This is a genomic window from Gottfriedia sp. S16(2024), assembly GCF_050473765.1.
GTDB lineage: Bacteria > Bacillota > Bacilli > Bacillales > Bacillaceae_G > Gottfriedia.
Window position 1 is genome coordinate 25,771 of sequence record NZ_JBFLUO010000001.1, and the last position, 13,208, is coordinate 38,978.

General features: G+C 41.7%; 17 protein-coding genes. All 17 read right to left on the reverse strand.

Annotated features, from left to right (window positions below; all coding sequences use genetic code 11):
* Nucleotides 1–82 precede the first annotated feature (82 nt).
* The gene (locus AB1282_RS00185) at nt 83–2,608 is read right to left on the reverse strand and encodes a hypothetical protein (protein WP_429898183.1); all 2,526 of its coding nucleotides are present in this window, start codon (nt 2,606–2,608) and stop codon (nt 83–85) included.
* A 57-nt stretch (nt 2,609–2,665) separates the two neighbouring features.
* Nucleotides 2,666–3,496 (reverse strand): peptidoglycan recognition protein family protein, encoded by an 831-nt coding sequence (locus tag AB1282_RS00190; RefSeq protein WP_429898184.1) that lies wholly within the window; start codon nt 3,494–3,496, stop codon nt 2,666–2,668.
* Nucleotides 3,489–3,698 (reverse strand): holin, encoded by a 210-nt coding sequence (locus AB1282_RS00195; protein WP_429898185.1) that lies wholly within the window; start codon nt 3,696–3,698, stop codon nt 3,489–3,491. The genes AB1282_RS00190 and AB1282_RS00195 overlap by 8 nt, the downstream gene beginning before the upstream one ends.
* Before the next feature lie 25 nt (nt 3,699–3,723).
* A complete protein-coding gene (locus tag AB1282_RS00200) occupies nt 3,724–3,993 on the reverse strand; it encodes a hemolysin XhlA family protein (RefSeq protein WP_429898186.1) in 270 nt (89 codons plus the stop codon).
* 33 nt (nt 3,994–4,026) lie between these two features.
* Entirely contained in the window at nt 4,027–4,956 is a 930-nt protein-coding gene (locus tag AB1282_RS00205) for an NUMOD3 domain-containing DNA-binding protein (RefSeq protein ID WP_429898187.1), read from the reverse strand.
* A gap of 47 nt (nt 4,957–5,003) precedes the next feature.
* Complete coding sequence (locus tag AB1282_RS00210) at nt 5,004–5,291, reverse strand: hypothetical protein (protein WP_429898188.1); 288 nt, start codon at nt 5,289–5,291, stop codon at nt 5,004–5,006.
* 12 nt (nt 5,292–5,303) lie between these two features.
* Nucleotides 5,304–6,038 carry a hypothetical protein gene (locus AB1282_RS00215; protein ID WP_429898189.1) on the reverse strand — a complete coding sequence of 245 codons (735 nt, stop codon included), beginning with the start codon at nt 6,036–6,038 and terminating at the stop codon, nt 5,304–5,306.
* Nucleotides 6,039–6,056: 18 nt separating this feature from the next.
* A complete protein-coding gene (locus AB1282_RS00220) occupies nt 6,057–6,638 on the reverse strand; it encodes a YmfQ family protein (RefSeq protein WP_429898190.1) in 582 nt (193 codons plus the stop codon).
* On the reverse strand, nt 6,638–7,699 hold the full coding sequence (locus AB1282_RS00225; protein ID WP_429898191.1) for a baseplate J/gp47 family protein: 1,062 nt from the start codon (nt 7,697–7,699) through the stop codon (nt 6,638–6,640). The genes AB1282_RS00220 and AB1282_RS00225 overlap by 1 nt, the downstream gene beginning before the upstream one ends.
* Nucleotides 7,699–8,118, reverse strand: a complete 420-nt coding sequence (locus AB1282_RS00230; RefSeq protein WP_429898192.1) for a DUF2634 domain-containing protein — start codon at nt 8,116–8,118, stop codon at nt 7,699–7,701. Before AB1282_RS00230 ends, AB1282_RS00225 begins: the two co-directional genes overlap by 1 nt.
* Entirely contained in the window at nt 8,108–8,446 is a 339-nt protein-coding gene (locus tag AB1282_RS00235; protein WP_429898193.1) for a DUF2577 domain-containing protein, read from the reverse strand. The genes AB1282_RS00230 and AB1282_RS00235 overlap by 11 nt, the downstream gene beginning before the upstream one ends.
* Nucleotides 8,443–9,438: an XkdQ/YqbQ family protein gene (locus tag AB1282_RS00240; RefSeq protein WP_429898194.1), complete on the reverse strand. Its 996-nt coding sequence runs from the start codon at nt 9,436–9,438 to the stop codon at nt 8,443–8,445. Before AB1282_RS00240 ends, AB1282_RS00235 begins: the two co-directional genes overlap by 4 nt.
* Entirely contained in the window at nt 9,438–10,085 is a 648-nt protein-coding gene (locus tag AB1282_RS00245) for a LysM peptidoglycan-binding domain-containing protein (RefSeq protein ID WP_429898195.1), read from the reverse strand. Before AB1282_RS00245 ends, AB1282_RS00240 begins: the two co-directional genes overlap by 1 nt.
* Nucleotides 10,085–12,061, reverse strand: coding sequence for a phage tail tape measure protein (locus AB1282_RS00250; protein ID WP_429898196.1), 1,977 nt, complete (start codon nt 12,059–12,061; stop codon nt 10,085–10,087). Before AB1282_RS00250 ends, AB1282_RS00245 begins: the two co-directional genes overlap by 1 nt.
* Before the next feature lie 119 nt (nt 12,062–12,180).
* The gene (locus AB1282_RS00255; protein WP_429898197.1) at nt 12,181–12,315 is read right to left on the reverse strand and encodes a hypothetical protein; all 135 of its coding nucleotides are present in this window, start codon (nt 12,313–12,315) and stop codon (nt 12,181–12,183) included.
* 20 nt (nt 12,316–12,335) lie between these two features.
* Entirely contained in the window at nt 12,336–12,701 is a 366-nt protein-coding gene (locus tag AB1282_RS00260) for a phage tail assembly chaperone (protein ID WP_429898198.1), read from the reverse strand.
* 60 nt (nt 12,702–12,761) lie between these two features.
* Complete coding sequence (locus tag AB1282_RS00265; protein WP_429898199.1) at nt 12,762–13,199, reverse strand: phage tail tube protein; 438 nt, start codon at nt 13,197–13,199, stop codon at nt 12,762–12,764.
* Between the last annotated feature and the right edge of the window lie 9 nt (nt 13,200–13,208).

The window sequence follows — 13,208 nt, forward strand, 5'->3', positions numbered from 1 at the left end:
TTATGAAACAACCACTTAAAACAAAAAGTAGAACTGAGATTTTATTTGAAATTGTTACTGAACTATATGTTCCAAGTGTTCATCAACCAACTCGATACCACGTTCCACCATAGTACTCTAAAACGATAGTAGCGTAAGCGTTTAAGTTAGTTTGTAACACTCCATCAATTAATTGATCGTTTGTTAATCTTATATATGGATTACACCCACTGTTGTTATCAATACGTTTAATAGTAATTCGATAACCATCAGGGTACGAAGAAAGCACTGAACCATCTTGTAAATCCTGTATTCTAGGGAATCCACTTTGTCCAGTTCCATCAAAAATGAGTATTTTTAAGCTAGAGTCCCATGTAGTAAATCCTGTTGCATTTTTCTTCCCACTAGTTGGAGTAGTAATAGTTAAAAATTGATTGTTAACAAATTTTAAATCTCCATCAATAGGACTTTTAACTACATCTCCATTAGAACCAGATAAATGAGTCTTTAACGCTAACACTTTACTATCTGTTAATGAAAACTTATTAGAACCAGTTGCGTAGATTTGTGCCTTAGTATCATTTGTACTAGTACCATTGTTTGTATGTTTTGGTGGTGAAATAAAAATTCCACTACCTAAATATAGTTTTGTAGTCATTGCAACGGTATTATTTTTAAAATACAAAAAGCCATTTGTATAGGTTGTTCCGTAAAAATTCAAGGAGACTTGACTAGCATAAAAAGATAAAACATTTCCAGTGTCGTATTCTCTGAATATTGCGTTGTAGTCTGATGTATCAATAAAAACATTGTAAACAACGTTATCTAATACAACACGATCTATATCACCTTTGTTCTTTGTAATTAACATTCGTTTGGCAGTAGTAGCAGTCGTTTGATTTGAAACAATGTTTTTGAAAGTAACATTATTAATGTAGACATCTTCAATTCTTATTTGCCCATAATCATACGTGTATACATAATTCGCTTCACCATATACATTTGTAACCGTAAGATTTTTAACATTACCTCTAGTTGGTTTACCATAGTTACCAATTAAGATTATACTGTCATTGCAGTCACCATATAACCCATCAACTGTTAAATTAGTAGATGTGAACCCACCACTTGTATAAATCGCAACAGCTCTCCAAGGATTACGACCACTTGAATGTTTTTGAGGTCTAATGTTACGAACAACAATATTTTGAATGTCTGCTGCTACTGTATTTGTTCCTGCCCAATCTACCCCACTAAGAACGGCAACTAAATCATCATCACTAAAACCACTTATATTTTCAATTAACAGGTTACTAGACATTCCGGTTACTCCGTCTCGTCTTGAACCACCATTTACATTAAGTGTTGATAATCCTTGTGCAACTTGGATGTCTCTAAATGTTGCGTAGTTACAATTCCAATGGTTAATTCCATGCCCTCTAATGTTTTTTAACGTTACTTTTTCAACTAATAAATTTGTAACGTTTTTAAAGACCATTCCTTTACAAGTGTCATAATTTGAACCTGTTTCTACTCCTTGGTTAGCATCGTTACCATTGATTATGCCACCTTTCCAAGTTATGTTTTGAAAAGATGATCCATCTACAATAAACATATAACAAGGAGAATTAGCCTTTAAAAAGAACTCAACATTTCCCTTTACTTCAACTTGCGTATTTGAAAATAAATTAATTGAAGAAGAAATAATATATTGCCCATCATAAGGGAACAAAATTTTCTTGTTTCCACCTGCAAATAAATTTTTCAAATTAGTTGTATCATCAACTCCGTTAGGCTTTGGAGCAAGTGTCACTATATCCGCCAATTGTGTATCAACGTAAGTTTTATCCGCCTTTAAAGTAATCGCGTTCGTATTCGCCGAAACATTCGCGTTAGTAGTATTTAGCGAAGCTTGCGTTACTTTATCCGATAACTGCGTATCCACATACGTCTTATCCGCTTTATCTTTAACCTTCGCTACCTCGGATTTCTCTACGTTATCATAATCGTTCGTAGATAGTCCCTTACCCGCAACCTTATCGACCTTTGTTAGTAGTCCGTTATCTACGTAGGTTTTGTCCGCTTTATCTTTAACTTTCGCTACTTCCGCTTTTTCCGTATTATCGTAATCATTCGTCGATAAACCTTTCCCCGCAACTTTATCTACTTTGTTTGTGTCATCGTATACGACCGTCTCCGTACCGTTTATAATAATATTACCGTTTATTGCGCTATCTCTTACGGTAAATACCGGATTAGTCCCGCCGTTACCAGGATTTGTCGGCGTGCCTGTTAACTTACCTGATACCGTAAATTTTTGCACATCTCCGGAAAACTCGTCATCGTCCGGAAATATAATCGTCGGTTGTAAGTAGTAAGTACCCGCAGTCGCCAAATCCGCCCTAGTCAGCCTCACCTCGCAAATACCGCCTGGCGCAGATATGATCGTTGCGTTTTTCGTAATAAGCTCCTGTCCGCGTTTAATTGCGACGTTTACCGTAGCATTGTCGATTGCTACTATGGCGCCCTTACGTCGCACATTGAATCGAAGGACAGCTCCGTTATTGCCTTGAACGAAGGAGTCTATATTAAAATTGTAATCGTTAATCTGTTGAAAATCGCTAGCCATCCGTTCACCTCCATAAATAAAAGGCGCCCGCAATGGACGCCCGCTTGTTTTCGTTTATTACGCTAATAATTTCGCCCATGTTTTCGCACCGACGATACCGTCCGCAACTAATCCGTTAGCCTTCTGGAATTTCTTAACGGCTGCTTGCGTCTGTGCTCCGAAGATGCCGTCCGCTTTTACGCCAACTTTCGTTTGCAACGTCTTAACCGCAGAGCCTCGCGAATTAAGTCCAATCGTATCCATTTTCGGAAGTGGCTTTGGCGCTGGCGCTTTTACTGGCGGCTTAGCTTCCGCCTTCGGTTCCGTTACAACTTCCGCGGGATTTGGCGGGGATACTGGGCAAAGAATCGCAGCTACTTTCGCTTTGAATTCCGTAAATCTACAATCGCTCGCTTTAATAAACGGCATCGGACACGGCTTGTGAGTTATGTCGTAGTGTCTAACGATATCTTCCGCCGTAAGACCGTTCATTTTGCAAAGTTCCGCGATTACTTGAACCGTACGTTCTTCAGTTGCGTCCGAAATTGTTCCGTCCTTTTCTACGCACATCTCAACGCCGATTGATACCTTGTTAGCGTTCGGGGCAATCGCAGGCACTCCGCGATATCTCGCACCGCTAGTAGTTTTTTCGTAAACATCGTTAGCATGGTACGCCATTTCGCTTAACGGAATAATGCAAATCGCTTCCTTCGAATCTACGAATAAATGCGCCGATGCGTACGTTTTGCTCGTAATAGCCGTTCCGTTGAAATAACGTTGATGAGCGTCGGCACTTGCGCCAGGGTTCGCAGTCCAGTGTAGAACGATTTTCTTAACTGAGCTAAGCTTTAAACCTGGTCGCGTATACTGATTAACCTTTACGAAATCTTCGCGCCATAAGTTACTCATGCTTATCATCTCCGTAAAATTTATTATCCGTTGTCGGATTATTTAAGATGCCAAGTACGACTAGTAGCGATAAAACTGCGTTAAGCACTTCGTTGTATTTATCCGGACTTACATGCAAACCGAACGCTTGCGCAATGATTAATACCGATGAAGCAGCCGAAACCCATAAACCTACGTTTTTAAATCGTGCTGGAATTTTCATCTAATCGCCTCCGTTTAATTTTCGCCTAACTAAAAACCGCGACACCAACGGATACAAGTAAGCCGGCAATCGTTAAAATAACGCCCCAAGCCCACTTCGTATTCGCCTTCATGTCGCGGATGTCTTCGCTATTCTTTTTGGATATCGCAAGTGCTTCGTCTGCCTTCGATTCGGCTTCTTCTGCCGTGCGTTTAACTTCGTTTAAGTAGTCAACCTTCGTATCGATACGCACAAGCCATTCGCGAATATCAGCTATCTTCTCGTTGAATTTGAGTTCGTCCACTGATGGTTCCATCCCTCCGTCCTCCTTTTTCGAAAAGACTTCGTATTACGCCTGTTCTACGATCATTTCGTGATAACCGTCGTTAATTAGTATTTCGTCGATGTCCGACTTGAATTGCGGGTATTTCGTTACTACCGCCGTGTAATCTAATTTTCCTAATTCTATACGCATTGCAAGGTAACCGCTCAAATTCATTTTATCCCCTTTCTTAACTCCCTTTAATCTTTTCTCAATAGTACTTTCACAAACGCCGAAACGTATGGCTATCTTATTAATTGAGTGACCATTTAATCTTAACTCAATTATTTCCATCAACTGATCATTTGTGAATTTAATGTATCTTGCGTTATTTTCTCCTCTACGCATTTCACTCATTTTCATTTTCGTTTCTTTTGAGTGCGTTTTACCGAACATTCCATTCTTATCTCCAATGGGAGGGTTTTTCTCGTTTCGGATTTTTGAACTAATTGACATTCTTAATCTAGTTTCATCCGAATAAATACCTGTCTTACCTTTGTTCCATGACGGTTTGCCTAATTTTGATAAACTTATTTTTTCTCGTTCTTCTTTAGTGCGCTTTCTTCCAGTGTTTAGCTTAGAAATAAAATCCTTTGTTTCTTTTGAGTGCATTCTTCCTGTGGAAGTCTTTCTTATCTTCTCTAAAGTTTCTTCTGTAGGTCGTCCGCCTTCACCGCCATATGTCAAGTTATAACCATTCTGTCGAGAATATGATTTATGTTTTTGAATCCAATATATTTCTCTTTCATCAATATCTTTAATGTTACAGAGCTCTATTACATTAAATTCAAAAGAATCGGGGTTTTTATTGAAAGCTCTTTGCAAATATAAATTGTAATGTTTGTTATTATTCAATAAAGAACGATGACTTTTCCATCTTTCTTCTATATTTGTTTCTGATTTCCCGATATACCTTTTACTGGTTACTTTGTTAAATATTTCATAGATTCCTATCATGAGATATTCCCTCCCCCTCCCATCGAAAGTTATGAACGAGAGATCAATTATAGTCCTCCGTTCATTATTAGAAAGTCGATTGCTTCTTCCGAGAGCGTTAGCCTTTCTTTTAAGAGTTCCGCTTCTGTTTTTGGTATCGGTTGATTGCGAATTTCATCGATTTCATTTTGCGTTAAACCTTCAACCCATTTCTTTTTTATACGGTCATATTTAATTTTATAAAACCCGATTGGTTCGGGCATATCCACGCAATCGCCCGGTATTGCTACGCCATTTTCAAGGATAACGTCCTCTAAATAAAAACCTTCTGCGTCTAATCTGTATACACGTTTCATTCGGCGCCCTCCTTATGTTGTTGCAATAGGCGGGATGCTATCTAATGAAAGAACTACATTTCCCCCGCTAAAAAGTCGTATCGTACCTGTTGACATTATTTGTATTGTTGAAAGAACATAATTTGTTCCGTCGGTTGAATACACAACATAGTTACGATCATGTGTAGGTCTAAAACCTACCGGAAGAGTTGCGATTGTTGTGCCTGATGTTACTGTTCCACTTTTTATAGAGCCCCTTAACTCTACTTCACCAAGCGCGTTTAAACGATAACTCGCATTAGGATAAGTACCTCCACTATTCACCCAACTATTTTGAAGGGTTAAATTAGTCCACGCGGTAGTTGTATCGCTTATTATTTTTCGCCAACCTCTCCAGGTTCCTAAATCGCAATAATTCGTGTATACGTTATTATTTGTATCTGACGCATAAACCCACCCCGTATTTGAAGAACTAAAATGCGCCATTCCTCGGATACTTGAGCTAGTCGCCGGGTTATTAACCGATCCCGAAATCGCGTAAAACGTATGAACTCCTTTGCCTTGCGCTAATAGTGACGCTAAAATATCGTCAGTAGTGTTAGCTAAGTTTATCTTTACTCCACCTACATCGTCCGTAGATTTTGCCATTTGTACTCTTCCAGCCACTCCGGATTCAATCGCGTCCAAAATAGCGTTAAAGTTCGGAAGTGTAAAATACTCGGACGCTAAAGGCTTCGGTATGCTGAAAATCGTTGTATTAGTCGGCATTTAATCGCTCCTTTCTTATTAAATTCCTGACTCATATTGAGTCCACGTTTTATTTGCCGTATTAATCGCTGTCCACGTTTTGTTAGCTGCGCTCCAATCGCTCCACAACGGATATTTGTATTCGTAAATTATCGCTAAATGTGCCGGCATAATATCGCGTATAACTTGCTGTATATCCGGCATATTCGTCGGAGTTCCGTAATTACTTACGAATTTAATTTTGATCGTGTAGTTCGCCGTATCTTCCGTTATCGAAATTGCCCCGCCCGAATACGAGTCGATAACGTTTTGAATAAGTGCAGGCGTAACTACTCCCGTTCCTCGGCGTCTTGCTTTAATAAGCGAGCGTCTTTCATCGATTGGCTTCGATTCGTTGACGATAAGCCCGCACATCTGCTCCCAATACGATAAGCCCCACGTAGCTGTATCGATACAGAACTGCGCTAACAAATCAGAAATTGCGCTATTTAACGATTCAAACTCGGCAGCTTCGGCTTTAATGATTGCGCGTGACTCACGGTAATCTCGATATTCTTGCGGAAGATATCCGTACATATCCGATTCGATTATGCGCTCATTATTCGTCCCTAATAGTTTCATTAGCTTAATGTCACCGTCCCAGGAACCGCAACGTTACCGTCAGCAATTACTACGTTAACCGTTCCGTTATTCACCTTTAAGTTCGCGTAGTCTAAGATTTCCGGAATGCCGATTAATACCGAAGCAATTTTCGAATACCTTACTGTCGCGTCCACAAACGCGATTGATTTTAAGTAATCTGTAAGCGCGCTCGTGAATTTCGTTGTAACAGCCGATAACGACGCTCCGGCTACTAATGTTAACGTAGCGCTGACCGCTATCGGTACCTCAGTCGCTCCAACTACCGTAACTGTTGCTCCGATTGGACGCTCTCCGTTAATGTAATTCGTAGCATTTGTAACGATCGTAGCGTTAGGCGCTCGCTTGTTTCCGTCGATTAATACGACTTTGACCGTTCCGTTACCGTTCCATAACGGATAAACTTTTGCGTCACCAATTCCCGCTACTGACTTCGCCCATTGCTGATATTGAAACGCGTTTCCGCTTGTCGCCGGCTTAGTAACCTTTTCGAAATATCGAGCGATTAAGCTATCGTCTGTCTCCGTATCTACTCCGCCTGTAAATTGCGAAGGGTTCGTTACGGTAACAACTCCGGACAGTGTGCCGAGTACTATCGAAATATCGCTAACTACTGCGTTACCGCTAACGCCTCCGATTTCTGCTACGGCTGTAACCGTTACAGTTCCGCTTGCTATCGTGCCTGCTTGCGTTGTTACGAAATATACCGGATCAGAGCTCGAATTACTTACGCGAGTGCCTACCGGAATAACCGTTCCGTTCGCACCGCTGAAGACTAGTTGACCCGTAGCAGCAACCGCAGGCTTTCGCGTTAATCCCATTTCGCCTACTCGCAAGTCTACGAAATCGGACGGAGTACCAGCCGACAAGAATCCGAAAGTAAGTAAGTTATCAAGTTCCGGATAAACATTTCCGAATTCAATCGCAGCCATCGAAGTCATATCGTAAGTGACTGCGCCTTGCCTTACGTCAACGTCCGAAGCAGCCGTCGCAAGCATTCGTTGTAATATAAAGTCTTTCGTGTATGAATCGTATCTTCCCACTAAATCGTCACCTCCCCGTTAATTTCGTCTCCTGTTACCGTTTCGACCGTAAATGTTACGTATAGTTGATCACCGTCTTGACTTAGCGCGAAGTTCGTTACGTCTGAAATACGGTCATCAACGATAAGAGCGTCAGTAATCATTCGCGGGACTTCGACTTCTAGTAGCTCGAACGGATAGTTAAGGTTCATTAAATCGTCGAGCTCCGAGCCGTATTGGTCGTCGTAAACTAAAAAACGATAACGGGCCGTTCTTAGCGCCTTCGCTATCGCTTGTTCGAGCGCGGCTTCATCATCGATAAATCCGCCGATATAACCGTCTTTTAATTCGTATGTTTTCGTAGGTTCTACGGATGTTTCGTCCGCTTCTACGATTCTATCTTCATCGTCCTCTATCGGACTTAACGGACTAAGCGCCATAACTCACCGCCTTATCTATTACGTAATATCGTTGATCATTGTTTGCGGAAACAACTACGACTCTATCTCCGGATTTCAGACCGTCTTGAAATTCGAGCGTCTGCAAAGCCCCGCCGTCGATTTTAATTTGGCGTGTATGCTTCGTTAAATGTTCCGCAACTTCGAAGTCGTCCGCTTCTAATTCGAATTTGTCGCCATCAATTCGCAATTTGATGCTCGGAGGCGCTGCGGTAATAGTCGCAAGCTCTACTTTAACGGAATCATTAGCGCCGTGTTGTTTCATAAGCTGAATAAACCGTGAGGCTCCGTTACCTTCTAATCTCGTCATTTTTTACCTAGCACCTCCTTATCAATTTCCATTGGCGGTAAGTCATACGTAGCGCTAATTTCTAGCGACATAGTATGTACGCCGTTTTCGTATTTATGCGAGTCACTGCTAACGTAATAGCCTCCGATAATCTTCGTCATTGAATCCTTAACATATATCGAAGTAGATGCGATAACTTCGTCGATACCTACCGCTTCGATGTTCGCCTGGTCGTCGATAACGCCGAGCTCTTTTAATAGCGATTTAGCACGTTGTTCTATTTGCGAACGTTTAGCCTTTTCGTCCATCTCCTCGACGTGTTGCATTGTTCCGTATAATTTCGTTAGCGAATCGTTCTTAACCGTAATTTCTATCGGAGCCTTTTCAGTCCCACCCGTTACCTTAACTTGCGTCTTAGTGTCATCGATAGATTGCGAGTATTTAGCGTCGGTTAGGTTGCGCCCGCTTTCGATGATCCATTTCGAAGTCTTAGCGCCAAGCTTCATTAACGTCAGTTTTCCGCCAGAATTTCCAATAATAAAACGCTTGCCCGTCTGCTTCTGCGTAACGGTAAGCGCTATTCGGATAATTTCGTATAGGGATTTATTTCGGATGATCAACTTCGGAATAACGTACTCGGTATCGGTAATACTTCCGTAAGGGATTCCGAAGTCTTTGCACAAACGTTTAGTGATGTCCGACGCTTTGATATTCTTAAAGATTCGCGAATCGTTATTCTTTACGAGATATATATTTTCGTCGAAAGCCGTAATGTCTAATTCACCTTGCGAATTTATCTCGTTATTAAATAGTACGCCTCGAAACAACAAATCACCGTCGTTATAAAATTTAACCGCCTTACCGTTAGCGAAACTTAATAATTGAGTTCGCCCGTTAGCCGTATTAACTACGGAAACTGATAACTCGCGATGTGGCTTTTCAATCTCTCCGGACCATTCTACCGACTTAACCATCGTCGTTATGTCGTAATTATCGTAATACACCTTAATCACTACGGCATCACCAACTTTTGCCCCGGATAAATAAGATTCGGATTCTTGCCGATAAGCTTCTTATTCTTATCGTAAATCTTGCGCCAGTACTCTGACTTACCGTAATACTTTAGCGCTATCTTACTTAGACAATCACCCTTCTTAACCGTATAAGTTTTCGGAGTTGTCTTCGAAGAACTACGCGCAGGAGTTGACGACGGTTTAGTTGTTTTCGAAGTCGAAGTCTTCCTCGGAGTCATCGTTTTATATTCCGTAAGAGACATCGAATAATAAATATCGCCAGGGCATCCGGCTTTCTCAACTTCTTTATCGAAATCGCGTATCGTAACTAGAACGTTAATTGGCGTCCCTGTTACCGTTAAGCGAATCGGTGTCTTTTTATCGCGCCATTTTTCGATTAACTTAACTGCGTCCCACGGTTTCGGAATCTTTGCATATTCGCAGTATGCCGAATTATATATCGAAGGGAAGAACGCTGATAAGGAGTATTCCGCTAACTGGCGGTTTCCAAATACCGTTATTTGTCCGAGTTGCGCTACGTCAATATCTTCGTAACCGAACGGAGAGGAGACGCTGATGCTTTCGGGATTGACCGGCAACTGTAACTTCTCCTTACCGTTGTATAACCAAAACTTTATCGCTCCCATTACGCCCACGCTCCTTCCTTCTCGATTAGACGAGATAATTCGTACGCAATTTGTTTAATATCGGAGTCTTTGCGGACGTTGAATGTGTTTCCGCTAATATTGATCTGACTTCCGCCTTTGCCTCCGCGATTGTATGCGTCATTCTCTTCTGGAGTAAGAACGCGTTCGCCTTTGTGGAGTGTCGCTTGATATCCGTTGTATGGAACGTTGGATAGTCCGCCTGCGTGCGATTTTCCGCTTCCTAAGAAGCCTGCGACGCCACCGCTAAATTTCGGCAGACTAAACTTAGGCATTTTGAAGTTCGAGATTGACGATTTGAAATTATTCCAAACGGATACTAACGTTCTGACAGCCGACACAACTGCTCCAATCGGTCCTAGCAACGCTAAGAATACGCCTTGTAACGGTCCTATTTTAGCCCATAATTGCGAAGCTTTCTGACTAACTATGTCCCAATTACGATATAACAGTACGCTTACTCCTATTAATGCGGAAATAGCTAAGATAACTGCCCCGATTGGATTCGCGTCCATTGCGACGTTTAGCGCCCATTGAGCTCCTGTTAACAATCCGTAAGCTATTCGAAGATTCGTAATAAGCGTTATAATTCCGCTAATTATCGTTAAACCTAACATCGCAGTTTTGTACGCTACGACTGCCGTAGTTACTGCGATAATTGTTTCTTTAATTGGCCCCCAATTATCGATAATAAGCGTTGCGATATTTACTAACGTTTGCCCTGCGGTCTTAATGCTTTCGCCCCAACCGCTAACTGTTGCTGGATCAAGATTCCCTACGAAGTCTGCTGCGGCATTTGCTGCGTCTTTAATTACTGGCATTAACGGTAATAATACCGCAATTTGCAACGTCTCCATTGCGCCCTTAAACTGCTCGACTGCTCCGGCTGCGTTGTTCATTTTTTCTTTAGCGACATCGAAGGCGGTTACTTTCGACATTTCTTTTGTAAATTCGGAGACACCTTCCGCTCCTTCTTTATATAGAATATTTGCCGCACGAATTGCGTCTGATCCAAACATTGTATATAACGAAGCTTGACGTTGAGCGTCCGTCATTCCTCCTAAAGCCACCTGTAACGTTTCGGCAATTTCTGCCGTAGAACGTATACTTCCATTAGCGTCATAAAACGCAGAACCCATAACACTTGTCTGCATCGCCATCTTAGTAAACTCTTTCTCCGCTTTCTCTGAACCTACTTTTGCTCCTGCCATCTTAGCCGCAACTTTTCGTAATTGATTCGATATAGTTTCCATATCTTTTCCTAAAGGCTTAACACCGTTAGCACGTAGAATGTTCATACCTTGCGTTGTACTGAACGTTATAAGGCCTAATCGTTCAAACTCTTCAAATTGCGCTTTTGTTTTTGGTTGCAAATTCATTAACATTGTTTTTAACGAAGTACCAGCATCTGAACCTTTTAATCCGTTGTTAGCGAATACTCCGAGCGCGGCGTTAGTATCTTTAAACGTCAGCCCTACGCCAGCCGCTACTGCAGCTACAGACGCTAACGAATATCGAAGTTCTTGAACCGACGTAGCCGATGCGTTAGCAGTTCCCGCCAAAATATTCGACGCATCTGCTGCGGACATACTATCAGCTTTAAAGGAGTTTAAAGCAGTCGACATAATTTCCGCAGCATCTGCGAGCTCAAGTCCACCTGCAGTCGCTAAGTTTAACGCTGCTTCAAGTCCGCCCGCTTGAACGGTTGCTGGCGTTAATCCGGCTTTTAAAAGCTCTTCGATACCTTGCGCAGCCTCTAACGCTGAGTATTTCGTCTTAGCGCCCATATCTAACGCTAGCTTTTGCATTTGCGACATTTCTTCGTTAGTTGCGCCAGTTAACGCTTTAATCGTACTCATTTGAGATTCGAAGTCCATCGCCTTATTTACGGCGCCCATCGCTACTCCTGCTGCTGCGCCTGCGGTTACCATTAAGCCTAACGTTTTAACTACGTCCATTGCCCCAGATTTCAAACCTTTTACCGACGTTGCTGCCGACCTCATACCGCGCGTAAAACTTTGATCTCTTAACCGTAATACCGCGGTTAAATCATACGCCATATTTGCGTCCTCCTTCCTTATTTATTCGCTTTCGCCTCTTCTTCGAAAATTAACTGCATACTTGCGTACATAAACGCGCGGTGCCTTAAGTCTTTCGAATATACCTCGTCAGGCGGTATATGGTGCCGTTGGAAAATAGCGTGCAATATCATCGCTTCTCCTCCGGCTTTAATTAGTTTTTTGCCGATTTAACTTGGTCGTCGAAATCATCGAATCCGCTAGCCGTCATTACTACTTTAACTACATTTAGTAATTCGCCAGGTAATAACGCTTTTGTTACGCAATCCCCTGCGTCGCTAGCTTCGTACTTCTCTAACAACTTCGCATCTCCGAAATTTAAGTTCGTGCACGCTGCAGCAACGATTAATCCGTTAAGTTTCATTTCGTCGACGTTTTTGCCGAACGTAGCTTGACTCGTTAAACTCTGCAATTTTTTCGTAGTAATCGCTTTGATTTCTAATGCCACGCCTAAACGTTTGATTTTTACCTCTTCTTTAACGTCAAGATCTGCGCCTAAAAATGCTTGTAATGCATCCATATTTATATAAACCTCCTAAGGTAATTTTCAAATTTAAAAAGGCGCCCGAAAGCGCCCGTATTATGCTTCTTTAATTGCGTCTAATACATCGTATCCGCTGAATGTGAACGGAAGTTCTTCTTCAACGATAGAGCCTACTTCGAACATACCTAACGGAATCTGGTCGAATTGAACGCTCTTTAATCGAATACGTTCAGCTCCGAACGCTTCTGGATCATCTAATTTGTAAATTAATTCTGTTACGTAAGGCTTACCGCGATCACTCGCAACTGCGCCTATTAACTTAATAAAATCTGACGTTACTTTATATCCGGTAATTGTACCGCTACCTTTTAGCGAAGTAACTTTGTGACCAATCCATCGCGTGCCACTACGCGTTATTTCTTCTTTGTTAATCTCGACAGTTGCTTCTGCTTTTGTAACGTTAGTCAACCATTTCCCGTCTTGCCATACTTCGCCGAAATTACCATTAATTACGCGAGTTGAATCTAATGCCATCTATTTTCA

What these genes read in the sequence shown, in the direction of transcription:
- AB1282_RS00185 (WP_429898183.1), bottom strand. Translation starts at nt 2,608, where the DNA reads ATGGCTAGCGATTTTCAACAGATTAACGATTACAATTTTAATATAGAC.
- AB1282_RS00190 (WP_429898184.1), bottom strand. Translation starts at nt 3,496, where the DNA reads ATGAGTAACTTATGGCGCGAAGATTTCGTAAAGGTTAATCAGTATACG.
- AB1282_RS00195 (WP_429898185.1), bottom strand. Translation starts at nt 3,698, where the DNA reads ATGAAAATTCCAGCACGATTTAAAAACGTAGGTTTATGGGTTTCGGCT.
- AB1282_RS00200 (WP_429898186.1), bottom strand. Translation starts at nt 3,993, where the DNA reads ATGGAACCATCAGTGGACGAACTCAAATTCAACGAGAAGATAGCTGAT.
- AB1282_RS00205 (WP_429898187.1), bottom strand. Translation starts at nt 4,956, where the DNA reads ATGATAGGAATCTATGAAATATTTAACAAAGTAACCAGTAAAAGGTAT.
- AB1282_RS00210 (WP_429898188.1), bottom strand. Translation starts at nt 5,291, where the DNA reads ATGAAACGTGTATACAGATTAGACGCAGAAGGTTTTTATTTAGAGGAC.
- AB1282_RS00215 (WP_429898189.1), bottom strand. Translation starts at nt 6,038, where the DNA reads ATGCCGACTAATACAACGATTTTCAGCATACCGAAGCCTTTAGCGTCC.
- AB1282_RS00220 (WP_429898190.1), bottom strand. Translation starts at nt 6,638, where the DNA reads ATGAAACTATTAGGGACGAATAATGAGCGCATAATCGAATCGGATATG.
- AB1282_RS00230 (WP_429898192.1), bottom strand. Translation starts at nt 8,118, where the DNA reads ATGGCGCTTAGTCCGTTAAGTCCGATAGAGGACGATGAAGATAGAATC.
- AB1282_RS00235 (WP_429898193.1), bottom strand. Translation starts at nt 8,446, where the DNA reads ATGACGAGATTAGAAGGTAACGGAGCCTCACGGTTTATTCAGCTTATG.
- AB1282_RS00245 (WP_429898195.1), bottom strand. Translation starts at nt 10,085, where the DNA reads ATGGGAGCGATAAAGTTTTGGTTATACAACGGTAAGGAGAAGTTACAG.
- AB1282_RS00250 (WP_429898196.1), bottom strand. Translation starts at nt 12,061, where the DNA reads ATGGACGTAGTTAAAACGTTAGGCTTAATGGTAACCGCAGGCGCAGCA.
- AB1282_RS00255 (WP_429898197.1), bottom strand. Translation starts at nt 12,315, where the DNA reads ATGATATTGCACGCTATTTTCCAACGGCACCATATACCGCCTGACGAG.
- AB1282_RS00260 (WP_429898198.1), bottom strand. Translation starts at nt 12,701, where the DNA reads ATGGATGCATTACAAGCATTTTTAGGCGCAGATCTTGACGTTAAAGAA.
- AB1282_RS00265 (WP_429898199.1), bottom strand. Translation starts at nt 13,199, where the DNA reads ATGGCATTAGATTCAACTCGCGTAATTAATGGTAATTTCGGCGAAGTA.